Genomic DNA, 21,029 nt, shown 5'->3' on the forward strand with positions numbered 1-21,029 from the left:
GCGGGTGCGTTGCTCAAACCTCGGGTGAGTCGGTGGGTGCGTCGTTGGGATTCCCCGAGTCCCTGCTTTTCAGGTGGCGCACTAGCGCAGCGGGGCTGACTTGATCGAGAAAACGGCGGAATTCATCCTGATCCTCAGCGTCGGCTTCCGCATCCACGGCGATTGAGGCCTCAGCGACCACCTCCTCCAGCATCCAGATGCTGCTGCCGGTGCGGATGGCCAGGGCGATGGCGTCACTCGGACGGGCATCGATCTCCGCGAGGCACTCCGCCTCCGACTCTGCTTCCGTGTCGATCGCCCCCTGCGCACCGGGCTGGGCATCGTCCTGCTCGTGCCTGAGGCGCAGCACGGCCCGAAACGTGCTGTCTTCAATGGCATGGATGATCACGCGCTCGAGCTGGAGACCTCCCGCCTCAAGCAAAGCGGCCATCAAGTCATGGCTCAGGGGGCGCGGCTGGGGCGTTCCGTTCAGGCCGGCCATGATGTTGTGGGCTTGGGCCTGATCGATCCAGATCGGCACCTGACGGCGCCTCGACGGGTCGCGCAGCAGCACGATCGGACTTCTGCTGCTGGCATCAAGGGCGATGCCGGCCACACTCATCTCCACCACGGACGGCTCCGCCGCTGTATCGATTATGACCAGGGATGAGGGCACGGAAGAGAACCGATGTTCACGGGGTTGGTGCAAGCGGTGGGACGGGTGGAACGCCGGGGCCGGGGCCTGCTCGTGGAGGGCTGCGCCGCGTTTGCGCCGCTTCAGCTCGGCGACAGCGTTGCCGTTGATGGTGTGTGCCTCACCGTGGCGTCACTGGTGGGTGACGGCTTCCTCGCTGATGTGAGCGAGGAGACCCTGCAAAGGACGTCACTGGGCCGCAAGGCCTCCCGAGGTGGGGCTGTGAACCTCGAGCCCGCCCTGCGACTGTCGGACCGACTGGGGGGGCATCTCGTGAGTGGGCACGTGGATGGCACGGGCGAGGTGGTCTCGATCGAGGCGCTTCCCCAGTCCTGGACGGTGGAACTGCGCTGGAAGGAGTCCCATTTCGGTCGCTACATCTGCGATAAGGCCAGCGTGGCCGTCAACGGCATCAGCCTCACCGTGGCCGGGAGCCGCGATCAGGGCACACGCTTCTGGGTTGCCGTGATTCCCCACACCTGGTCGGTGACTGCCCTGAGGGATCTTGCCGTCGGAGACGACGTGAATCTGGAGATCGATCTGCTGGCGCGGTACACCGAACGGCTCCTCGCAGCCGGTGATGGGGGAACACCAAGCGGGGAACTCAGCGCTGACTGGCTCTCCGCCCATGGCTGGGGATGAGAGCTCAGCACAAACCCTGGCAAGAATCGTGCACCGTCAATACCTTTCAGGAGATGTTCCTACTGAACCTTTCATGAGCTCTGAGGACCGCTCCGGTTCCCTTGGAACCTTCAAGGCCTTTGCCATTGCCGAGGGAATCCTGCTGATCGTTCTCGGCATCCTTGCCCTGGTGTTTCCTGTGATCGCCTCGTTCTGGACCACCGGTGTGATCGCCGTGCTGTTCCTGATCGGTGGCCTGGTGGGTTGGATCAGCAATCTGGCCCGTTCCGGGCGGATGGGCCGTTGGATCTGCTTCTGGCGCCTGGTGGTATCAACCCTGTTCATCGTGGCCGGCGCCTCGATGATCAGTAACTTCCGGGACCCTGCTGAGGCAGCTCAGCAGGTCGCTGCCTTTGCCCTGGCGATCGGAATCGTTTTCCTTGTGGAGGGTGTGGTGGCCTTCTTCAGCGGCTTGGCTCATACCAACCGTCCAGGAGCTGGCTGGGCCATCGCCAATGGCGTGGTCACCTTCATCCTTGGGATCTTGATCGTCACCTTGAAATTCTGGGGATTGCTTTGGGTCCTCGGCACCCTGGTGGGAATCAGCTTCCTGTTCAGTGGTCTCGAGCTGATTGTGTTCAGCAGCTCAATGCACGACGGTCAGGATCCGCCGGCTGCGGCCTGATTCGGGCCTGATTGAGTCCCGAGGCTTAGCAATCATCACCAACGCAGGACCGGCTGACTCAGCATGATCAGCCGGTCCTGTTTCAGTCTTCGCCGTTGTTGTCGGGACTATCGGCTGCGTTCATGGGATTGAGAGCGATCGTGCCGGTGTCCTTGTTGAGTTCAATCCTGAATTCCTGGCCCGGGGTGAGTCCCAAGCGGCGGGTGTAGGCATGGCCGATGAGGAGGTTGCCATTGCCGTGCACCCGCGTTCGAAATTCAGCCTGACGGCCACGCGGTCCGCCCGGGTTGGGTGAAGTGGAGGGAAGTTTGTAGCCCTTGGCTTCAACGAGAGCGCGATAGAAGCTTTTGCGCAGAACGCGGCCACTCGGGCCGACGTAGCCGCACCCCCGTGCGATTTCATCTTCAGGCCGGTTACTAAGAGCCCGAGCCTTCGATAGCAATTCGTCTCCAACCAGCATCTCAATTGAGAGAGACACAACAATTGTGGCTTCAGACAGCCCTGAGGGCAAGGAATCGACTGGAAATCGGGTCCGGCTGTGCGGCAGAGGCTTGCTTAGATCAGGTAGAGAATGACGAAGAGAATCACCCAGATCCCATCCACGAAATGCCAGTAGAGCTCAGCGGCTTCGAGGGGAAAATGATTGCTGGCGCTAACTCTCCCTGAGGGCGTGCGGCACTGCCACCACACAATCAGGATCATCAAGGCTCCAAGCGTGACATGCAGGCCGTGAAATCCTGTGAGGGCATAGAACGTGCTCGCGTAGAGATTGTCGGCGAGGCCAAAAGGCAGCGTGAAGTACTCCACCATCTGACTGACGAGAAAAGCCAGCCCGAGCACTGCTGTTCCCAGGAGCCAGGCGCGGCAGCGTTCGTTGCAGCCTTTGCGCAAATTCACCCCCGCACGATGGAATGTGGCGCTGCTCACCAGCAACAGGATGGTATTGAGAGTGGGCAGGGGGAGTTCCAGCTCGTAGATCGCCCCTGGCAGCAGTGGGTTGACGGCCTTGAATGTGAGATAAGCGGCAAAGAAGCCGGCAAACGTCATGGCATCGGCCACCAGGAATGTGGCGAGTCCGAACATGCGGTGATCAGGATGTTCAGCTTCGTGATGCTCGAGCTGCTCCTGGACCTGATCCTGTGGGCTGAGGGATGTCATTGTCCGTTCCTCCAAAGATCACTGCCGCTCACGGAATTGAGATCGATCTCATTCTCTGGCGTGCCGTAGGCGTAAGGATTGGTGACCAGCGGTGCCTCTCCCTTCCAGTTCTCCACCGGTGGCGGGGAGGAGGTGAGCCATTCGGGAGTGAGGGCATTCCAGGGATTGTCGCCAGCGATCTCACCCTGGAGGGCGCTGGCGATCACATTCCAGAGGAAGGGGAGTGTGCTGATGGCCATCAATAAAGCACCCACACTGCTGAACTGGTTGATCAGTTGGAACTGCGGGTCGTATTCCGCCACCCGGCGGGGCATTCCATTCAGGCCAAGCCAGTGTTGCGGTGCGAAGCAGAGGTTGAAGCCAACAAAGGTGAGCAGGAAGTGGAATCTGCCGAGATGTTCATTCATCAGCCGCCCGGTCACCTTCGGGTACCAGTGGTAGATCGAGGCGAAAATCACAAACACCGAGCCGCCATAGACGATGTAGTGAAAATGGGCAACAACGAAGTAGGTGTCATGGACATGAACATCGAAAGGAACCTGTGCCAGCGCCACACCGGTGATGCCGCCGAGGACAAAATTCACGATGAAGCCACAGGAGAAAAGGACGGCGCTGTTGAGGCTGATCTTCCCTCCCCAGAGAGTGGCGAGCCAGTTGAAAAATTTGATGCCTGTTGGTACGGCGATGAATGCTGTGGCGATCGTGAAAAACAGTCGCATCCAAGGCGGTGTACCGCTGGTGAACATGTGATGGGCCCACACCACCAAACCCAGCACCACAATTGCCATGATCGAATACACCATGGTGGTGTAGCCAAACAGGGGTTTACGGCAATGAATGGGCAGGATTTCACTCACCAAGCCAAAGGCCGGTAGCACCATGATGTAAACCGCTGGATGGGAGTAAAACCAGAACAAGTGCTGATACACCACAACATTGCCACCCAGCCCAGGATTGAAAAAACCCGTATGAGCCACGATGTCGAAGCTGAGCATGATCAATGTTCCAGCCAGCACCGGTGTGGACAGCACCACCAGAATGCTGGTGCCAAGCATGGCCCAGCAATACATCGGTAGTTGCATCAATTTCAGGCCTGGCCGGCGTAATTTCAGGATTGTCGCAATGAAATTGATACCTCCAAAGATGGAACTTCCTCCCAGTAAGAGCACGCTCAAGATCCAGATAATCTGGCCACTGGCCGGTGTTGTCAGGCTGAGCGGTGGGTAGGCCGTCCATCCCGATTGCGCTGCTCCGGTGATGAAGTAACTGCTGATCAGAAGCAGTCCGGCTGGAGGAATCAGCCAGAACGCCACGGCGTTGAGCCTTGGGAACGCCATGTCACGGGCGCCCACGTAAAAGGGAATCAGATAGTTCCCGAATGCACCGTTCACGACGGGGACAATCCAGAGAAAGATCATCACCGTGCCATGCAAGGTGAGAACCTGGTTGTACACATCTCGCGGCATGAAATCTGAGATTGGGCTGACCAACTCCGTACGGATTGCCCCTGCCAGTGCTCCACCGATCAGGTAGAACGCAAACCCGCAGACGAGGTATTGCAGGCCGATCACTTTGTGGTCAACGCTGAAGCTCAAATAGCGCAACCACCCCGTTGGCTGCAGGGATTGAGGAGCGGGTGGTGATTGCTGGGGAACGGTGAGAGTCATGCCTCTTGTACAGGGGGCTTGCGGTTCGCTTGAATCCAGGCATTGAAATCGTCAGCGCTGTCCACGACGACGGTTGAGCGCATGCCTCCGTGATAAGGACCACAGAGCTCGGCGCAGACGATGGGGTAACGGCCCGGTCTGGTCGGAGTGAAATCCAACACTGTTGGTTGCCCTGGGATGACATCCTGTTTGAGGCGAAATTCAGGAACCCAGAATGCATGGATGACATCTTTTGCTTCCATGCGCAGAGAAACGGGTCGTCCGGCCTGAACATGAAGTTCTCCAGACATGATGTCGCCGTCCGGATAATGAAACAGAAATGCAAATTGCATGGCTGTGACTTCAACCGGTAAGGGTTGCAACAGTGATGTTGAAGATGTTGTTGAGATTTCCGATGATCCGATGCCACCCCAGATCCGTTGCTCGGCTGGCATCGCTCCCCCATGGTCACCATGGCTCAGAGGTGCCATCCCTCCCATGCGCTCGTAAATGTCGTAACTGAAGAGACCAACGAACAGAACCACGATCGCTGGAACAGCAGTCCAGAACACTTCCAGTGGGAGGTTTCCCTCCAGGGCCAGGCCGTCTCCGAGTTGACCTGGGCGACGGCGGAAACGCACCAAGCTGAAAATGATCAGACCAACAATGCCGAGAAACAGAATTGTTCCGATGCTGAAAAGAACTCGGAACAGCTCGTCATAAATGGGTGCATTGGTACTGGCGTCAACGGGCAGCAGATTGATGTTCTGGCCGATCCACAGTCCTCCGAGGACGAGGAGCATCCCCAGCACCAGAGTGACGATCGCTGAGGGGATCTGCACGATGACCTCATCGCAGGCAACTTCAGGCTATGGAGCTCCGCGTCATTCACCATGGGGTGATTGTTAAAAACGCCTGAAGTTCCTCTGTTTTGACATGGTTGACCGTCTCCATGTCAGCGAAATCGCATTAATTCAGTGGCTTCATGTTGCACTCCTGCATAGAGCGTGTCGTTCTGAATCAGATCGCTACGTTTCAGACATGTCTGGTTCTTCTGGGGGTCGGCGTTGACTACATCGTCATTGGATTCGATTCGTCTCCGTCTCGCTCAGCTGGCCGCGCATCTCGTGGTGGCCCTCGTGGCTCTGGTGGTGATTGGCGGTGCCACCCGGGTGATGGAGGCCGGTCTGGCCTGTCCCGACTGGCCGCTCTGTTACGGGACGTTCCTTCCTGGCCGGCAGATGAATCTGCAGGTTTTTCTGGAATGGTTCCATCGGCTTGACGCGTTCGTCGTGGGCATGGCGCTGCTCGTGCAGCTTGCAGCCGTGTGGTGGTACCGCCGCAATCTTCCGGCCTGGTTGCTCCCCTTCAGCGCACTTCTGGTGCTGATGGTGGCGTTGCAGGGAGGTCTGGGGGCACTCACCGTGCTTCAACTCCTGCCGTCGGTGGTGGTCACCGCCCATCTGGCCCTGGCGCTGACGTTGGTGATCTCCGTGAGTGGTCTCACCCAGGTTCTGCTCAGCGGATCCAAGGCCAGTCCCGCCCCTCGCTGGTGGCCCTGGCTTGGTGGCCTCAGTGTGGTCGCTGTCTCCGCGCAGAGCTTGCTGGGCGGTCGGATGGCGACCTCCTGGGCCGCCCAGCGCTGCCTTGAGGCCGGCCAGTCCTGTCAATGGCTGCATTGGCATCGCTCCTTTGCTACGCCAGCGGCCCTCACCGTCGCTGTGTTTGTTGGTGTTGCCCTTCTCGCCGGTGGCTGGGCCCGGCAGCAATGGCCGCTGCTGCTTACGGCCCTCGGGCTTGTGGTAGCTCAGGTCGCCCTCGGGGTGTCCACGTTGCGCATGGGCCTGTCTCAGCCGGCTTTGACGGTGGGGCATCAGCTCGTGGCCTGTCTTCTGGTGGCCGTCCTTGCCGCTCTCAGCTGCCGCCGGCCCCCCTCCCCCTCGACTCCCCGTTCTGTCGTTCTCGACTCCCCAACTCTGGAGACTTGTCATGGCTAGTTCATCCGCCACAGCAGTCCCGCTCACCCGTGAGCAGGTGGTTCCTTCGAGACAACGCATCAAGCTTCCTGCCTGGTTGGAAGTGGCCAAGCCGCGGCTGATTCCTCTTCTGTTGGCCACCACCCTGGGGGGGATGGCGCTCACCGAAGGCTGGCCTCTGTCATCGCCTCGATTGGTTTGCACCCTGGGTGGGGGTGCGCTGGCAGCCGCAGCTGCCGGTGTCCTCAATTGCCTCTGGGAGCAAGAGCTCGACGGCCGCATGCAACGCACCAGCGGGCGGGCCTTGCCATCGGGTCGCCTGTCTCCCACGGCGGCGTTCGCTGGAGCGGTGTCTTGCGCTTTGGCCGCTGCCACCTTGCTGGTGAGCGGAGTGAATTGTCTGGCTGCGGGTCTGTCGTTGCTTGGGCTGTGCAGTTATGTGCTGCTTTACACCGCTCTTCTCAAGCCGCGGACAACCCAAAACATCGTGATCGGAGGGGTGGCCGGGGCGATTCCTCCGTTGGTTGGCGCCGCCGCAGCCACCGGTCATGTGGGTCTCGGGGGGTGGTGGTTGTTTGCCCTGGTCATGGTGTGGACTCCGGCTCATTTTTGGGCTCTGGCTCTGCTTCTGCGCGATGACTACCGTGCCGTCGGCATTCCCATGCTGCCGGTGGTGAAGGGTCCGGTTGTGACGGCACGGGCCATTCGTCGTTATGGCTGGGCCACTGTGCTCCTCAGCTTTCTGGGGGTGTGGGCTCTGCCCGAAGGGGGCTTGCTGTATGGGCTGCTTCTGCTTCCTTTCAATGGACGATTGCTGCAGATGGTGGAACGGCTTGGCGCTGAGCCCGACAGCACCGAACGTGCCAAGGGGCTGTTCCGCTGGTCGATTCTTTATCTCTTTGGGATTTGTCTGCTGTTGGTTTTCAGCCGTCAGTCAGGCGCTGCAGTGTTCGACCTCCAGCTCAGAGGCTGGCTTGCCGCCCTCCCCGCCGGTCTTCCCGGCATCAATGCCTAGATTTTGCCCCCATGTGTTTCCTAGGAAGGGATGTCACTGATTGAGCTGGATCATCTGGTGAAGTCCTACGGGACGGTTCCGGCTCTGACGGATCTCACGCTCGCTGTTCCTGAGGGCTGCCTCTACGGATTCCTCGGTCCTAACGGAGCAGGAAAGACCACCACCTTGCGCATCCTCGCCACGCTGTTGTCGCCAGACAGCGGACGGGTGATTGTGTCTGGCGTTGATGCGCTTGAGAACCCCCGTCAGGTGCGGCAGATCCTGGGGTACGTGGCCCAGGAGGTGGCGATCGACAAAATCCTCACAGGCCGTGAGCTGCTCGCGTTGCAGGGCGATCTGTATCACCTGCCGCGAACGCAAAGAAACCAGCGCATCGATGATTTGATCCAGCGTCTCTCCATGCAGGAGTGGATTGACCGGCGTTGCGGCACTTATTCCGGTGGGATGCGGCGACGGCTGGATCTTGCCGCTGGCCTGCTGCATTCTCCCCGCCTGCTGGTGCTGGATGAGCCCACCGTCGGCCTTGATCTTGAAAGTCGTGCGGTGATCTGGGATGTGCTCCAAGACCTGCGGGACCAAGGCACCACCATCCTGCTGAGCAGCCATTACCTCGAGGAGGTGGAGGCCCTGGCCGAACGCATGGCGATCATCGACGCCGGGCGGGTGATCGCTGAGGGCACCCCGGAGGAGCTGAAGTGTGCGCTCGGCGGCGATCGCGTCACGTTGCGCGTGCGCGAATTCAGTGACCAGGTTGAGGCAGAGACGATCCGTGATCTGCTCGATGCGGTTGAGGGTGTGCGCCGGATCGTGATCAACCGGGCCCAAGGGCATTCCCTCAATCTTGTGGTGGATGGCGATCATGTCCTTCCCCGTATCAAGCAGCGTCTGGGTGACAACGATCTGCGCGTTTTCTCTCTGGCGCAGAGTCGTCCGAGCTTGGATGACGTTTATCTCCAGGCGACGGGGCGCACCCTGATGGACGCTGAACTGGCGGTGGCCGGGCAACGTGATCCAAAGCTGGAGCGTCGCCAGTCCATGCGTTGAAGCCTTGTTGCAGTCGCTCTTTTCGTTGTTCTGATCCATGACCCACTCCGTTCTCGATCTCTCCACACCGCAGCAGCAGCAACGCTCCGCTTTGTCGGAGCTGGCGCAGGAGACCGGCGCACTCACCCGCAGGCTGTTTGTTCAGCTGCAGCGGCGACCGTCCACGCTGGTGGCGGGAATCCTGCAACCACTGATCTGGCTTGTGCTGTTTGGCGCCTTGTTTTCCAGGGCACCGGAAGGCCTTCTTCCGGGAGGGATGAGTTACGGCCGTTTTCTGGGTGCTGGCGTGATCGTGTTCACAGCCTTCAGCGGGGCTCTCAATGCTGGCCTGCCCGTGATGTTCGATCGCGAATTCGGTTTTCTGAACCGGCTGCTGGTGGCTCCGCTGCGCAGTCGCAGTTCGATCGTGCTCGCATCGGTGATCTACATCACCACCCTGAGCCTGGTGCAGAGCCTGGCGATCATGGTGACCGCGGCATTCCTCGGCTACGGCTGGCCTGGCGCGGCAGGCCTGCTGCTCGTGATGGTCACGCTTTTGCTGTTGGTGTTTGCCGTCACGGCCTTGAGCCTGGGGCTCGCCTTCGCGCTGCCCGGCCATATCGAGCTGATTGCCGTGATCTTTGTGGCGAACCTTCCCTTGTTGTTCGCGAGCACCGCTCTGGCTCCTCTCAGTTTCATGCCTCCCTGGTTGGGCTGGCTAGCGGCGCTGAATCCCCTTACCTTCGCGATAGAGCCAATCCGCGCCGCCTATGCCGGTCCGTTGGATCTGTCTTCCGTTCTTTTGGAAGCTCCCTACGGCTCTGTCAGCGGCACCACCTGTCTGCTCGTGCTCACTTTGCTGACCGCCGGCCTGTTTCTGCTCATTCGTCCCCTGCTCAATCGCAAGCTCGCCTGATCCCGTGACTTTTTCTCCTTACCAGCATCAGGACCCTCGCCAGATCGCGTTGCAGCGTCAGATCGAGCAATCACGACAGGATGGGGATACTGAGCGCTTGCAGCGTCTCGAGCTTCAGTGGGTTCACCGCTTCGGTGTGACCTCCCTGCCCGCTGCCGCTCAGCCCATGGTTCTGGCGGAGAGCCACCGGCATGAGCGCGTGCAGCCTGCGCCTGAAGGTCCCCAAGAACGCCTTGAATCCCCCTCAGGAATCGAGCGGTTCACCTCCTTGCTGCGCGACTCCCTCGATGAGGTGGCTCGCACCTTGGATGAAAGCAACGATGAGAGCAACGGGGTTGTGCTCGAGAGCGAGCGCCCGGCGTCGTCTCCAGTGCCCCTGGCCAGCCCCCGGCGGCTGCGGCGCTGGCTCACGCCGGTGACGAATGATGAGTTTCCCCAAGCTTCCTGATGACTCTGCCCCTAGGGAACGGCCTGATCGTGTCGGTTCAGGCTCCTGAAGGTTCGCCGATGCGCCACCCGGACGTGATCGCGGCCATGGCTGAAGCGTCACTGCGAAACGGTGCACTTGGCGTCAGGTTGGAGAGCCCTGAGCACATCGCTGCTGTGCGAGAGCGTTGCCCGGAGGCGCTGATTATCGGCCTCTGGAAGCGTTCTTGGCCTGAAAGCTCGGTTTACATCACGCCCCGCTGGCATGAAGTGAAGGCTGTGTGGGGCGCGGGTGCCGACGTGGTGGCCTTGGATGCAACCGATCGGCTCCGGCCGCAGGGTGAAGAGTTGGAACGCTTGGTGAAACGGGCCAAGGATGATCTCGGCGCTCCGTTGATGGCGGATGTCGACAGCATCGAGAACGGCCTGAGAGCCGCGTCGCTGGGATGTGACTGGGTTGGCACTACCCTCTTTGGCTACACCGAAACCACCCAAGACTCCAAACCACCTGGATTGCACCTGTTGAAGCCTTTGCGTGACGGGCTTCCTGCGCAAACAGGTTTGATCTGTGAGGGAGGGATTGCCTCTCCGCAAACGGCCAGGGACGCGATCAGCGCAGGCGCGGATGCCGTGGTGGTGGGGACTGCCATCACGGGAGTGGATCTGCAGGTGGCGGCTTATCACCGACACATCACCAGGCAAACTGTGTGAGTCCCGTGAGACTCGGTCGTGAATCGCCAGTTTGTGCTTCCGGTCGTGATGGCAGGTTTTGTGTTCGGGCTGCCGATGGCAGCTCTGCCAATGGGTGAACTTCAGGCCCTCAATCGGGAGTTGGGGCAGCTTTGCCGGAAACCACCCCGAGAGGCCTTGGCGGTGTGTCGTATTCACGCCCGCCTGATTCGCTCGCTCTGATAGCCGATCGCGCGAGCCAGGCGGGTGTGAGCGGACTCACATCATGCCGGGCATGCCCATTCCGCCCATTCCGCCCATTCCACCCATGCCGCCCATGGGATCGCCGCCGGGCGCAGGGGCTGCGGGAGGTTCAGGCTTGTCGGCGACCACCACTTCAGTGGTAATCAGCAGTGACGCGATGGAGACTGCATCCTGCAGACCCAGTCTCACGACCTTGGCGGCATCGAGGATGCCCGCTTCCAGAAGGTTTTCATAGCCACCCGTGAGTGCGTTGAAGCCCTGGCCGCTGCGCTGCACCTGCTCAACCACCACATCGCCGTTGGCCCCTGCATTGATCGCGATCTGGCGCAGAGGTGCACTCAGCGCGCGATGCACAATCTCCACTCCGGTGCGCTGATCGCCGTGCAGTTGGTTGGCCAGACCGTCCAAGGATCCAGCCAGTTGAATCAATGTGCTGCCACCGCCGGCCACGATGCCTTCCTCGACGGCAGCTCTGGTGGCGTTGAGAGCATCTTCAATGCGCAGTTTGCGGTTCTTCAGTTCGGTTTCCGTGGGAGCGCCAACCTTGATCACGGCCACGCCGCCGGCGAGTTTGGCGATCCGCTCATTGAGCTTCTCGCGGTCGTACTCGGAATCGCTGTTCTCCAGTTCCCTGCGGATGGAGGCCACACGCTCAGCCACAGCATCACGGCTGTCTTCGCTGGCGACGATGGTGGTTTCTTCCTTGCTGATGGTGATGCGGCGGGCGCGTCCGAGATCCTCCAGCGTCACCTTGTCGAGCGTCATCGCTCGGTCTTCGCTGATCACGGTTCCACCGGTGAGGATGGCAATGTCCGCGAGGGCTGCTTTGCGTCGCTCGCCGAAGGACGGTGCGCGCACAGCGGCCACCTGAAGCACGCCGCGGTTTTTGTTCACCACCAGCGTTGCCAGGGCCTCCCCGTCGACTTCCTCGGCCAGAATCACCAGGGGAGAGCCTGTCTTTTGAACCGTCTCGAGAACCGGGACGAGGTCGGCTACAGCACTGATCTTGCGATCGGTGAGCAACAGCAGGGCATTTTCAAACTCACAGATCTGGCGATCACCATCGGTGACGAAGTAGGGAGAGCTGTAGCCCCGATCGAAGGCCATTCCTTCCGTCACTTCCAGCTCAGTGGCCAGAGATTTTGATTCCTCAACGGTGATCACGCCATCCACGGTGACCTTGTCCATGGCTTCAGCCACCATGCGACCGACTTCGTCGTCACCACCGGCACTGACGGTGGCCACCTGACGGATGGCATCTCCGCTCACCGACTGGCTGCGCTCGCCGAGCCCTTTCACGATCAAGGCGACCGCTTTCTCCATGCCGCGACGGAGTTCGATCGGGCTGGCACCGGCTGCGGTGTTGCGCAGACCTTCCTCGACCATGGCCTGAGCCAGCACGGTTGCGGTCGTGGTGCCATCACCGGCTTTGTCCTTCGTCTTCGACGCCACCTGCTGAATCAGTTTGGCGCCGATGTTTTCAAAGGGATCCTCGAGGTCAATCTCCTTGGCGATCGTGTCGCCGTCGTTGACGATATCGGGAGCGCCGAAGCTTTTCTCCAACACCACGTTGCGTCCACGGGGGCCGATCGTGACGCGCACCGCATCGGCGAGAGCATTCATGCCTCGCTCCAGTGCAGCGCGAGATTCATCCGAAAACTTGAGAAGTTTGGCCATGATTGACACTTACCCGTCGATCAATGTCCCACAGCGTCAGGGTCGCTTGGGCGGTCCCTGATGTGGGGAAAGCCGAATCTTTCAACAGCTCGCCCCCCAGAGCGACGCCTGCTCGGTAGCGTTATTCCATGAACGATTCAGGCGCGCTGTTCTTCGTTCTCATGACCGGTCTGGCCGGGATCATGGCGTTGGTTTACGTCCCCCTGCGCATTTTTCTCACGGCGACGGAGCGCCGTCGCCGTTACAAGCTGCTTCAGAACATCCGCCGGCTCAGAGATGAGTTGGTGCAGCCCCTCGAACCCTGAGACGGTTTCCCTGGGTTGCGTTCACCCCATCACCATGCCTCCATCCACCTGCAGGACCTGACCGGTGATGTAGGCCGCTGCTGGATCGGCAGCAAGGAAGCGCACCGTGCCTGCCACTTGCTCCGGGGTCCCGAAGGTGCCGAGGGGAATGGCGCTGAGAATGCCTTCGGCGTCTAGGTCCTTGGTCATGTCTGTGGCGATGAACCCCGGTGCCACGGCATTCACCGTGATGCCCCGGCTGGCCATTTCCTTGGCTGCGCTGCGCGTCAGGCCCACCACGCCGGCTTTGGCAGCGGCGTAATTGGCTTGCCCCGCATTGCCCATCAGCCCCACCACTGAAGTGATGTTGATGATCCGCCCGCTTTTCTGCTTCAGCATCGGTCGGGCCACGGCACGGGTGCACAGAAACACCCCCGTGAGATTGAGATTGATCACCGCGTTCCAGTCGGCGGCTTTCATCCGCATCAGCAGTCCGTCGCGCGTGATCCCCGCGTTGTTGATCAACACATCGATGCGACCGCTGCGCTCCAGAACGGTTTTGATCAGGGCATCCACGGCCTCTTCATCGCCCACATCGGCCTGAAGGGCATAGGCCTTGCCTCCTCCGCTCTCGATCTCCTTCACCACGGCATCTGCAGCATCCGGCGAGCTGGCGTAGTTCACCACCACTTCCGCGCCGCACTCCGCCAGGGCCAGCGCCACGGCACGCCCGATGCCCCGGCTGGCACCGGTCACGAGGGCGGTTTGACCATCGAGGGTCCGGGTTGGGTTCATCCGATCTCTGCAGCCGAATGATCGTAAGCATCAGCCCCAACCGGGCTTCATCGCCACGTTGATTCAGTCCATGGGCTGCTTCCGCCCATGGTTTCAACAGTGTCGAGGGCGTCTCCCAGGAGCATCTTGAACGCCGTCAGCTGATCCTGGCTGCCCATCACCACCAGCATCTGTCCCGGTGCCAGGGTCATGTCCCCGCTCGGATTGGCGGTGAGCGTGCTGTTGTCGCGGATGGCCAGCAGCATGGCGCCACTGCGACGATCGAGCGCCAGCTCCTCCAGGCTGCGGTGGGAGAGGTGGCTGATGAGCAGAGGATCTTGGCTCAAGCGGAACTCCTCGATTTCGCAGGCGGTTCCAGCCAGCAGATCCATGAAGTCAACGGCGATGGGCCGCAGGGCCGTGGCGGCCATCACACGCCCACCTGCCACGTAGGGACTGACCACCACGGATGCACCCGCCAGTTCCAGTTTGGAGGCGGCCTCATCGCTGTCGGCTCTGGCGATCAGCCGGCAGTTTTTGCGTAGGCCCCTCGCACTCAGGATCACGTACAGATTGGCGGCATTGCTGGGTAGCGCCGCCACCAGGCTTCGGCAGCGGTCGAGCCCAGCCTCCAGGAGCGTTTCATCAAGGGTTGCATCGGCCTGCAGCACTTGCAGTCCACGTTCCTGGGCGGCTTTGTGGCGTTTGGGATCCAGTTCCACCACCAGAACCTGAACGTTCTCAAGCAGCAGCTGCTCGCCGATTTCCTTGCCGATCCGGCCATATCCGCAGAGGATCACATGGTCGTGCATGCGCCGCAGCATCCGACGAAATCGAAGCTCCCGCAGCTGGCGGAAGTATCCAGATTGTGACAGTCCCAGCACCCGTTGAATCGTGAGCTGAACCACCAACAGGCCGCCGGCGATGATCAGCACGGTTACCAGGCGTCCAGCCTGGGAGAGCGGTTCCACCTCGCCATAGCCGATGGTGCTGATGGTGATCAGCACCATCCAGAGGCAGTCGCCCCAGTCCCAGCCTTCGGTGATGCGATAACCAATGGCGCCACTGACAATGACGACTGTGAGCGCCATCACGGGCAGAACCCACGGGCGGGCCAGCAGCTGCAGGTGGCGCCGACGCTGACCAGTCCTTGCTCGGCCCGGTCTTCGTTGGCGTCGCTGTTCGTTCATCAGAACCCGAGGGCTTTCATCACCTCCTCGGTGCTCAGCGCCTGGCGCTCGCCTGCTAACACCCGTATCACGTCGCGTTCAGGCAGGGCATCGGTTGCAGATCCCATCGCCACCAGGGGAACGCCGCAGTAGGCGGTCAGCAGTTGGGTGGTCGCGCAGCTGCTCAGAACCACATCAGCGCAGGCCACCGCCGCCGCCCGTCGCGGCAGCGCTGCCTGGGGGGGGATCACCTCGCAGCGCAGCTGGGGCAACCGCTCCCGAATCCTCTCGGGCAACGATTGCCACCGTTCGTTCGGCCAGTCGTCGGCGGAGTCATCCGGAGCCAACAGCAGCAGGGGACCCTCTCCAGGGGGTTGTAGCTGGCGGGCCGCCTCCATCGCGTCGGCAGGCAGGCTGAGGCGGAAGTCGTCCGCCTTCAGAGACAGGCCCAAGGGTTTGAGATAGGACGCGAGTTGCTGTGGTTTCCAGCCCTGGCCTGGAGTGACCTGGGCGGTGCTCGAAAACCCCTCGGTGGCCACACGAACGGGGATGTGGCTCATCGAGAGCATCAGGTTGACTTGGCGTCCGGTCGCGAAATTGAGACAGGCCTGGAAGTCGGGCTCGCGCACGAGTCCGAGAAGGTTGGCCCACTCAGCGAGGTTGGGATCTCCGGCAAACGGAAAGGGAATGACTTTCTCAACGGCGGGAAGCAAGCTCCACAGCGGCCGATGGGCTGGTTCGCAGGCCACCTGAATCTGGGCTCCGAGTTGTTCGGCAACGGCCGCAAGGGCTGGAAGTCGCTCCAGCTGCTGCTGCAGGCTTCCGGGGCTGAGAGCAAGAACGCGCATGAAGCGGCAGCACAGGTGGTGCGTGCTGATTGTATGGAGGCCGTTTCAGCCTGCTGTCAGCAGGAGTCGCTTGTGCATCTGTTGATTGCTGCAGCCGGCAGTGGCCGGCGCATGGGGGCGGATCGCAACAAGCTTCTGCTTGCTGTGCATGGGCGACCCGTCCTCGCGTGGACCCTGGAAGCTGCCGGCGCCGCGCAGTCGATCGATTGGATCGGTGTGATTGGTCAACCTTTGGACCATTCCGCCATGGCGGCCTTGTTTCACCATGCAGGGCAACCCGTGACCTGGATTGAGGGGGGAAGCACCCGGCAGGAGTCGGTGGAGCGAGGTTTGCAGGCGTTGCCTGGGGATGCACGCCATGTGCTCATTCACGACGGCGCCCGTTGCCTGGTGGCGCCGCAAGTGTTCAATCGCTGCGCTGAAGCACTCCTGGAGGGTGGCGCGGTCATTGCCGCCACACCGGTGAGTGACACCATCAAGCGCGTTGATGCCCAGGGAGTGATCACAGACACTCCCGATCGCTCTGAGCTCTGGGCCGCTCAGACGCCTCAGGGATTCTCTGTGTCTGAACTGCGCGAAGGACATGCCCAGGCGCGAGCCAGGAACTGGGTGGTGACGGACGATGCCTCGTTGTTTGAGCGCCTGGGCTGGCCGGTGCGGGTGCTTGATGCAGGACCGGGCAACATCAAGGTGACCACACCGTTCGATCTCACCGTGGCAGCGGCGGTGTTGGCTCAGCGCTGATCCGCACGTTCCAGAGCCAACGTTCCGCGATCGGCATCCAACTTGGCGGGCACGCCCATCGGCAGGGCTGCATTGCCACCTGGACCGTGACCGACCGGCAATCCCGAGATCACAGGAATGCCCAGGTCGAGCGTGCGCTCTTTCAGGACCTGCTCCAGGCTGAAGGTTTGATCCGCGTCGGCTGACAGGTTGGGATCATCACAACCGCTAAACCGCCCCAGGGCCAGACCTGCCAGACCCTGAAGCGTGCCCGTCAGACGCCAGTGCGTCAGCATCCGGTCCAAGCGGTAAGGCGCCTCACCCACGTCTTCGATCACGAGGATCCTCCCTTTCAGATCAGGCAGATGGGCGCTGCCGAGCAGGTGTGATGCCACGGTGAGATTGACGGTGACCAACGGACCTTGGGCTTGTCCGCCCACCCAGGTCGTTCCTTGAAGATCAGGTGCCACTCGATCGAACAGCAGTTCCTGGAGGCGTTGCTGGCTCCAGTCGGGTTCATCGGCCAGGGTGGTGACCAACGGTCCGTGCACGCCGCCCCCCACACCCTGGGCGAGCCGTGAGCAGAGCAGGGCTGTGATGTCGGAGAACCCCAGCAGCCAGCCAGGGCGCCAGGGCCAGGGGTGTTCGAGCAGGCGTGCCGCTCCCCACCCACCACGGGCGCAGGCCAGCAGCGGTGGGGTGGGGTGCGGATCGAGATCGGCTCTGCGTTGCGCGTCGGACCCCGCCAGATATCCCCAGTGCCGAGCAGAAAGATCCTGGGGGGTCACCTCCAGTCCCCAGGATTCGAACACGCTGATTCCGCGTTTCAGGCTGTCGTCGTCGCGCAACGCCGAACTGGGAGCGGCGATGGCCACAGCATCGCCGCGTTTAAGCGGTGGCGGAACAAGCGTTGGAATGGCCTCGGGCATCAACCCAAGCGGCTCAGGATCACCCCGGCGAGCAACAAGCTGCCGAGTTGCACCTGCCGGGCGAAATGATTGGCATACACCGAGGGAGCTTGCTGTTTCTTGGCTTTCAGAGGAAGGGTTGAACGCCAGAAGCCGATGCAGGCAACAGCCCAAACAATCCAGAAGATCACCCCCGCCTGGGTTGCGGCGGCGGCCATCGCCAGCCCCGCGGCCGTGAGGCCATAGCCAGCGCGAACGACCCTGACGGCGGAATCACCAAGGGTCAAGGCGCTGCTGCGCAGCTTGAGTTTGGCGTCATCAACACGGTCTGCCATCGCGTAGACGGTGTCGAAGCTGAAGGTCCAGCAAAGCGTTGCTCCCCAGGTGGCCAGCAGCGGCAAGCTGATACTCAGGGACCCCGTGGCTGCGGCCCAGGGAATCAGGACGGCGAAGCCCCAACACAGAGCGAGGATGGCCTGCGGGAAGGGAAACCAGCGCTTGGCCGAGGGATAAAAAAGGATGGGTGGCAACGCAAGAACGGCCAATTGAAGGCAGAGCCACCTCACGTCGCCAGGCAGGCTGATCACCACCAGCAGCGACAGCGTCAGCAGAACGGCGAGCAATGTGAAGGCCTGCACACGGTTGAGATCGCCTCGGGCCAAGGGTCTTTGGCTTGTGCGTGCCACCTCACGGTCGATTCTCTGGTCCCAGAGATCATTGGCAACGCAGCCTGCAGCGCTGACGGAGAGTCCTCCGATCAGGATTTGCAGAATGAGCTGCAGCGAGGGAGGACCCGCTGGATTCAGCCAGAGACTCCATCCGGCTGGAATGAGAAGAATCAGACGCCCACTGGGTTTGTTCCAGCGCAACAGGGCGACCCAGGGCGACATCAGGCGGGAGGGGAGCGTGCCGGTCACGGACTGGGATGACGCACTTGTGTTTCTCAAACCTTAATCAGCGCAGGCGCCCCCTGGTGCCGATGGCAAAGTGGGCTGGTTTCCATCACGGTGCTCCATGGCAGGTGCCGAGCCATTTCTTGAGACTGCGAGGGATCAGAACGGCCGGCAGCCCCAGCAAGAGATGCCCGCGAACGTTCGGTTCGGGCAACGCCTGCGCAAAGTCGCCGCCATCGATGTCGGTACGAATTCCACACACCTGCTGGTGGCATCCGTCGATGTTGGCTTGGGAACGTTCAGCATCGAGCTAGCCGAGAAATCCACCACCCGATTGGGTGAGAAGGATCCAGACACGGGCGAGCTGACGGCCGAGGCGATGGATCGAGGGATGTCCAGCCTTCGCCGCTTTCAGGAACTGGCGATCAGTCACCAGGTGGAGCAGATCGTGATCGCAGCCACCAGCGCTGTGCGTGAAGCCCCCAACGGTCGGGATTTTCTACAGACGGTGCAGGATCAGCTCGGGCTGGATGTGGATCTGGTGAGCGGTCCGGAGGAGGCTCGTCTGATCTACCTGGGGGTCCTCTCTGGGATGCCCTTCGGCGACCGTCCCCATCTCGTGCTGGACATCGGTGGCGGATCCACCGAGTTGATCCTTGCCGATGGCCGTGATGCCCGCGCTCTGACTAGCACCCGGGTGGGTGCGGTGCGTTTGCAACGGGATTTTGTGAAAGACGATCCCATCCCGCCCCATCGGCGATCGTTTCTTCAGGCGTTCATTCAGGGATCCCTCGAACCCGCTGTTGACAAGGTTCACCGGCGGATCAAACCGGGTGAGACCCCTGTTCTGGTTGCTACCAGCGGCACGGCCATGGCCATTGGTGCTTTGGCCGCTACTGACGACGACCGGCCGCCGCTGAAGCTGCACGGTTACAGGGTGTCCAAACAGCGCCTCGATCGCGTGGTGGAGCGCCTGGTGGTGATGACACCGGAGCAACGCCGCGATCTGGCACCGATCAACGACCGACGGGCCGAGATCATCGTTCCTGGAGCCTTGATTCTTCAAACCACCATGCAAATGCTGGGTGTGGGAGAACTGGTTCTCAGTGAAAGAGCCCTGAGGGAAGGGCTGATCGTGGACTGGATGCTGCGCCATGGACTGCTGGAGGACCGCTTCAGCTTTCAAAGCAGCATCCGCCAGCGCACGGTGATGCATCAGGCTCAGCGATTTGCTGTCAACCAGGTGCGGGCCGAACGGGTTGCCAGCCATGCGCTCAGTCTTTACGACAACACCCAGGGTTGCCTGCACCGTGATGACGGCTCAGGTCGTGATCTGCTGTGGGCGGCTGCCTTGCTTCATGCCTGTGGCCAACACATCAATCTCAGCGCTTATCACAAACATTCGTGGTACCTGATTCGCCATGGAGAACTGCTTGGGTACTCCGAATCTGAGCATCTGATGATCGCCGCGATCGCCCGCTATCACCGCCGCAGTTTGCCCAAGAAGCGACATGAAGCCTGGCAAGCGTTGCAGACCCGTCAGAACCGACGCACAGTGTCTGAAATGGCCTTGTTGCTTCGCTTGGCAGCCGCTTTGGATCGTCGTCCAGACCCTGTGGTGAAAACGCTCGCCGCGCAGTTCACATCCAGTTCAATCACCCTGGAGCTGGTGCCTGAGCGTCTGAATCAGAATCTCAGTCTTGAGCAATGGAGCTTGGAAAGCTGTGAATCGATTGTTCGAGAGGTCACAGGCCTCAACCTGAAGGTCAGCGTTCAGGAGTGATCTTGTGCCAGCGGATATCGCTGATGTCGCCCAGAGGTTGGGGTTGGTTGTTCCCGTTGCTGATGAGCACGAGATCAGGCCGACCTGCATAAATTTCGTCTCCCGGATTGACAGCTAGGGGGGTTTCGTCGTTGAGGGTGCCCACGTAGATGGTCTCACGGTCGGCATTGCGAACTTCCAGCCAGCTGGGTTCCTGACTGGTCACAGTCACGGCAGGAGCAGCTGATGGGGGAGTCAGCGAGGGATCGGCTTCTGTTGTCGTGGCTGGCTTCGCAGTCTCTGCTGCCGGCTGAGGCAACGCTGCGTTAACGGCCACTGCAGGCGTTGGCACGGGCCGCTGTTTGGCGAACACCAAGGCGCTGCCCACACCAACACCGCCCAGGAGGGCAATGGTTGCCACGGACTTCCAGAGCGTTGCCGATGGTGTGGATTCAGATTGAGCGTTTGACACTCGGGTGTTGGAGACAGCTGGCGACGGTTTGGCAGCGCTCTTCTGTGGGGATTGACCCGTTTGTTCTGCTGCCAAGGCAATGGTCAGCTCGTGGATGAGCGGGTCTGCATCGAGTTGAAGCCTGGCCGCGACGCGCCTGGTCATGGCCTTGATGAACACCGGTTCGGGTAGACGCTCGCGATCACCTCGTTCCAACGCGTCGAGCTGTTCATGCCCCATGTGCAGGGAATCAGCCAGTTGCGCAGCACTCAGGCCGGCCGCTTCCCTCGCTGAGCGCAGTTGGATGCCAACAGACTCCAACCTGGACGCCGTTTCGTTCCTTGCAATATTCGCTGACGCGTCAGAGGACATTGATGAACGAATCTCTGAATCCGTCCGAACATAGAGGTGATTGCCGATCCTGTCAGTTCGATGGGGAACGAACAGTCACAGCGCTCTCTGAGCAAG

The 21,029-nt window shown here is 61.1% G+C and carries 24 protein-coding genes; 12 read left to right on the forward strand and 12 right to left on the reverse strand.

All coding sequences use genetic code 11. The features are described from left to right. Positions 1 to 13: 13 nt before the first annotated feature. Complete coding sequence (locus KQ296_RS08015) at positions 14 to 601, reverse strand: bifunctional nuclease family protein (RefSeq protein ID WP_259726443.1); 588 nt, start codon at positions 599 to 601, stop codon at positions 14 to 16. Positions 602 to 667: 66 nt separating this feature from the next. On the opposite strand from KQ296_RS08015, the gene KQ296_RS08020 reads away from it, so the two are divergent. Next, on the forward strand, positions 668 to 1,315 hold the full coding sequence (locus KQ296_RS08020; protein WP_011933774.1) for a riboflavin synthase: 648 nt from the start codon (positions 668 to 670) through the stop codon (positions 1,313 to 1,315). Positions 1,316 to 1,388: 73 nt separating this feature from the next. Next, positions 1,389 to 1,979 (forward strand): HdeD family acid-resistance protein, encoded by a 591-nt coding sequence (locus KQ296_RS08025; RefSeq protein WP_011933773.1) that lies wholly within the window; start codon positions 1,389 to 1,391, stop codon positions 1,977 to 1,979. An 82-nt stretch (positions 1,980 to 2,061) separates the two neighbouring features. On the opposite strand, the gene KQ296_RS08030 is transcribed toward KQ296_RS08025, so the two are convergent. The 4 genes from KQ296_RS08030 to KQ296_RS08045 form a co-directional block, all read right to left on the reverse strand. Further along, positions 2,062 to 2,439, reverse strand: a complete 378-nt coding sequence (locus KQ296_RS08030) for an AbrB family transcriptional regulator (protein WP_011933772.1) — start codon at positions 2,437 to 2,439, stop codon at positions 2,062 to 2,064. 95 nt (positions 2,440 to 2,534) lie between these two features. Continuing rightward, positions 2,535 to 3,137 carry a cytochrome c oxidase subunit 3 gene (locus tag KQ296_RS08035; RefSeq protein WP_011933771.1) on the reverse strand — a complete coding sequence of 201 codons (603 nt, stop codon included), beginning with the start codon at positions 3,135 to 3,137 and terminating at the stop codon, positions 2,535 to 2,537. Further along, positions 3,134 to 4,804 (reverse strand): cytochrome c oxidase subunit I, encoded by a 1,671-nt coding sequence (ctaD, locus tag KQ296_RS08040; RefSeq protein ID WP_011933770.1) that lies wholly within the window; start codon positions 4,802 to 4,804, stop codon positions 3,134 to 3,136. Before ctaD ends, KQ296_RS08035 begins: the two co-directional genes overlap by 4 nt. Then, positions 4,801 to 5,625 (reverse strand): cytochrome c oxidase subunit II, encoded by an 825-nt coding sequence (locus tag KQ296_RS08045; protein ID WP_259726434.1) that lies wholly within the window; start codon positions 5,623 to 5,625, stop codon positions 4,801 to 4,803. The genes ctaD and KQ296_RS08045 overlap by 4 nt, the downstream gene beginning before the upstream one ends. A 225-nt stretch (positions 5,626 to 5,850) precedes the next feature. Here KQ296_RS08045 and KQ296_RS08050 point away from each other — a divergent pair, with 225 nt between their 5' ends. Genes KQ296_RS08050 through KQ296_RS08080 form a run of 7 tightly spaced genes read left to right on the forward strand, consistent with a single transcriptional unit; the run spans position 5,851 to position 11,051 of the window. Next, entirely contained in the window at positions 5,851 to 6,780 is a 930-nt protein-coding gene (locus KQ296_RS08050; RefSeq protein ID WP_041428656.1) for a heme A synthase, read from the forward strand. Then, the gene (locus tag KQ296_RS08055) at positions 6,773 to 7,774 is read left to right on the forward strand and encodes a heme o synthase (RefSeq protein ID WP_011933767.1); all 1,002 of its coding nucleotides are present in this window, start codon (positions 6,773 to 6,775) and stop codon (positions 7,772 to 7,774) included. Before KQ296_RS08050 ends, KQ296_RS08055 begins: the two co-directional genes overlap by 8 nt. 30 nt (positions 7,775 to 7,804) lie before the next feature. Continuing rightward, positions 7,805 to 8,818 (forward strand): daunorubicin resistance protein DrrA family ABC transporter ATP-binding protein, encoded by a 1,014-nt coding sequence (locus tag KQ296_RS08060; protein ID WP_011933766.1) that lies wholly within the window; start codon positions 7,805 to 7,807, stop codon positions 8,816 to 8,818. A 37-nt stretch (positions 8,819 to 8,855) separates the two neighbouring features. Continuing rightward, the gene (locus KQ296_RS08065) at positions 8,856 to 9,713 is read left to right on the forward strand and encodes an ABC transporter permease (protein ID WP_011933765.1); all 858 of its coding nucleotides are present in this window, start codon (positions 8,856 to 8,858) and stop codon (positions 9,711 to 9,713) included. A gap of 4 nt (positions 9,714 to 9,717) precedes the next feature. Then, entirely contained in the window at positions 9,718 to 10,161 is a 444-nt protein-coding gene (locus KQ296_RS08070) for a hypothetical protein (protein WP_011933764.1), read from the forward strand. Beyond that, a complete protein-coding gene (locus KQ296_RS08075) occupies positions 10,161 to 10,850 on the forward strand; it encodes an N-acetylmannosamine-6-phosphate 2-epimerase (protein ID WP_011933763.1) in 690 nt (229 codons plus the stop codon). Before KQ296_RS08070 ends, KQ296_RS08075 begins: the two co-directional genes overlap by 1 nt. 18 nt (positions 10,851 to 10,868) lie before the next feature. Beyond that, positions 10,869 to 11,051 (forward strand): hypothetical protein, encoded by a 183-nt coding sequence (locus KQ296_RS08080; RefSeq protein ID WP_011933762.1) that lies wholly within the window; start codon positions 10,869 to 10,871, stop codon positions 11,049 to 11,051. Positions 11,052 to 11,087: 36 nt separating this feature from the next. On the opposite strand, the gene groL is transcribed toward KQ296_RS08080, so the two are convergent. Next, entirely contained in the window at positions 11,088 to 12,749 is a 1,662-nt protein-coding gene (gene groL, locus KQ296_RS08085) for a chaperonin GroEL (RefSeq protein WP_011933761.1), read from the reverse strand. A 128-nt stretch (positions 12,750 to 12,877) separates the two neighbouring features. On the opposite strand from groL, the gene KQ296_RS08090 reads away from it, so the two are divergent. Beyond that, positions 12,878 to 13,054 carry a hypothetical protein gene (locus KQ296_RS08090; RefSeq protein ID WP_011933760.1) on the forward strand — a complete coding sequence of 59 codons (177 nt, stop codon included), beginning with the start codon at positions 12,878 to 12,880 and terminating at the stop codon, positions 13,052 to 13,054. A gap of 21 nt (positions 13,055 to 13,075) precedes the next feature. Here the strand turns inward: KQ296_RS08090 and fabG are convergent, their stop codons facing one another. Genes fabG through KQ296_RS08105 form a run of 3 tightly spaced genes read right to left on the reverse strand, consistent with a single transcriptional unit; the run spans position 13,076 to position 15,824 of the window. After that, complete coding sequence (fabG, locus tag KQ296_RS08095) at positions 13,076 to 13,828, reverse strand: 3-oxoacyl-[acyl-carrier-protein] reductase (protein ID WP_011933759.1); 753 nt, start codon at positions 13,826 to 13,828, stop codon at positions 13,076 to 13,078. A 47-nt stretch (positions 13,829 to 13,875) separates the two neighbouring features. Next, positions 13,876 to 14,997 carry a TrkA family potassium uptake protein gene (locus tag KQ296_RS08100; protein WP_011933758.1) on the reverse strand — a complete coding sequence of 374 codons (1,122 nt, stop codon included), beginning with the start codon at positions 14,995 to 14,997 and terminating at the stop codon, positions 13,876 to 13,878. Next, positions 14,997 to 15,824, reverse strand: a complete 828-nt coding sequence (locus KQ296_RS08105; protein WP_011933757.1) for a glycosyltransferase family 9 protein — start codon at positions 15,822 to 15,824, stop codon at positions 14,997 to 14,999. Before KQ296_RS08105 ends, KQ296_RS08100 begins: the two co-directional genes overlap by 1 nt. 72 nt (positions 15,825 to 15,896) lie before the next feature. Here KQ296_RS08105 and ispD point away from each other — a divergent pair, with 72 nt between their 5' ends. Further along, positions 15,897 to 16,568, forward strand: a complete 672-nt coding sequence (gene ispD, locus KQ296_RS08110) for a 2-C-methyl-D-erythritol 4-phosphate cytidylyltransferase (RefSeq protein WP_011933756.1) — start codon at positions 15,897 to 15,899, stop codon at positions 16,566 to 16,568. Here the strand turns inward: ispD and KQ296_RS08115 are convergent. Beyond that, positions 16,559 to 17,476, reverse strand: a complete 918-nt coding sequence (locus KQ296_RS08115; protein ID WP_011933755.1) for an LD-carboxypeptidase — start codon at positions 17,474 to 17,476, stop codon at positions 16,559 to 16,561. The genes ispD and KQ296_RS08115 overlap by 10 nt on opposite strands. Further along, positions 17,476 to 18,372, reverse strand: coding sequence for a 4-hydroxybenzoate polyprenyltransferase (locus tag KQ296_RS08120; RefSeq protein WP_011933754.1), 897 nt, complete (start codon positions 18,370 to 18,372; stop codon positions 17,476 to 17,478). The genes KQ296_RS08115 and KQ296_RS08120 overlap by 1 nt, the downstream gene beginning before the upstream one ends. A 97-nt stretch (positions 18,373 to 18,469) precedes the next feature. Here KQ296_RS08120 and KQ296_RS08125 point away from each other — a divergent pair, with 97 nt between their 5' ends. Then, positions 18,470 to 20,131, forward strand: a complete 1,662-nt coding sequence (locus KQ296_RS08125) for a Ppx/GppA phosphatase family protein (RefSeq protein ID WP_011933753.1) — start codon at positions 18,470 to 18,472, stop codon at positions 20,129 to 20,131. On the opposite strand, the gene KQ296_RS08130 is transcribed toward KQ296_RS08125, so the two are convergent. Further along, on the reverse strand, positions 20,115 to 20,933 hold the full coding sequence (locus KQ296_RS08130; RefSeq protein ID WP_041428650.1) for a helix-turn-helix domain-containing protein: 819 nt from the start codon (positions 20,931 to 20,933) through the stop codon (positions 20,115 to 20,117). The two genes, KQ296_RS08125 and KQ296_RS08130, sit on opposite strands and share 17 nt — an antisense overlap. Between the last annotated feature and the right edge of the window lie 96 nt (positions 20,934 to 21,029).

This window comes from Synechococcus sp. CS-197 (assembly GCF_025128215.1).
GTDB lineage: Bacteria > Cyanobacteriota > Cyanobacteriia > PCC-6307 > Cyanobiaceae > Synechococcus_C.

What these genes read in the sequence shown, in the direction of transcription:
- KQ296_RS08015 (WP_259726443.1), bottom strand. Translation starts at nt 601, where the DNA reads ATGAGTGTGGCCGGCATCGCCCTTGATGCCAGCAGCAGAAGTCCGATC.
- KQ296_RS08020 (WP_011933774.1), top strand. Translation starts at nt 668, where the DNA reads ATGTTCACGGGGTTGGTGCAAGCGGTGGGACGGGTGGAACGCCGGGGC.
- KQ296_RS08025 (WP_011933773.1), top strand. Translation starts at nt 1,389, where the DNA reads ATGAGCTCTGAGGACCGCTCCGGTTCCCTTGGAACCTTCAAGGCCTTT.
- KQ296_RS08030 (WP_011933772.1), bottom strand. Translation starts at nt 2,439, where the DNA reads ATGCTGGTTGGAGACGAATTGCTATCGAAGGCTCGGGCTCTTAGTAAC.
- KQ296_RS08035 (WP_011933771.1), bottom strand. Translation starts at nt 3,137, where the DNA reads ATGACATCCCTCAGCCCACAGGATCAGGTCCAGGAGCAGCTCGAGCAT.
- ctaD (WP_011933770.1), bottom strand. Translation starts at nt 4,804, where the DNA reads ATGACTCTCACCGTTCCCCAGCAATCACCACCCGCTCCTCAATCCCTG.
- KQ296_RS08055 (WP_011933767.1), top strand. Translation starts at nt 6,773, where the DNA reads ATGGCTAGTTCATCCGCCACAGCAGTCCCGCTCACCCGTGAGCAGGTG.
- KQ296_RS08060 (WP_011933766.1), top strand. Translation starts at nt 7,805, where the DNA reads ATGTCACTGATTGAGCTGGATCATCTGGTGAAGTCCTACGGGACGGTT.
- KQ296_RS08065 (WP_011933765.1), top strand. Translation starts at nt 8,856, where the DNA reads ATGACCCACTCCGTTCTCGATCTCTCCACACCGCAGCAGCAGCAACGC.
- KQ296_RS08075 (WP_011933763.1), top strand. Translation starts at nt 10,161, where the DNA reads ATGACTCTGCCCCTAGGGAACGGCCTGATCGTGTCGGTTCAGGCTCCT.
- groL (WP_011933761.1), bottom strand. Translation starts at nt 12,749, where the DNA reads ATGGCCAAACTTCTCAAGTTTTCGGATGAATCTCGCGCTGCACTGGAG.
- KQ296_RS08090 (WP_011933760.1), top strand. Translation starts at nt 12,878, where the DNA reads ATGAACGATTCAGGCGCGCTGTTCTTCGTTCTCATGACCGGTCTGGCC.
- fabG (WP_011933759.1), bottom strand. Translation starts at nt 13,828, where the DNA reads ATGAACCCAACCCGGACCCTCGATGGTCAAACCGCCCTCGTGACCGGT.
- KQ296_RS08100 (WP_011933758.1), bottom strand. Translation starts at nt 14,997, where the DNA reads ATGAACGAACAGCGACGCCAACGAAGACCGGGCCGAGCAAGGACTGGT.
- KQ296_RS08105 (WP_011933757.1), bottom strand. Translation starts at nt 15,824, where the DNA reads ATGCGCGTTCTTGCTCTCAGCCCCGGAAGCCTGCAGCAGCAGCTGGAG.
- KQ296_RS08115 (WP_011933755.1), bottom strand. Translation starts at nt 17,476, where the DNA reads ATGCCCGAGGCCATTCCAACGCTTGTTCCGCCACCGCTTAAACGCGGC.
- KQ296_RS08125 (WP_011933753.1), top strand. Translation starts at nt 18,470, where the DNA reads ATGGCAGGTGCCGAGCCATTTCTTGAGACTGCGAGGGATCAGAACGGC.
- KQ296_RS08130 (WP_041428650.1), bottom strand. Translation starts at nt 20,933, where the DNA reads ATGTCCTCTGACGCGTCAGCGAATATTGCAAGGAACGAAACGGCGTCC.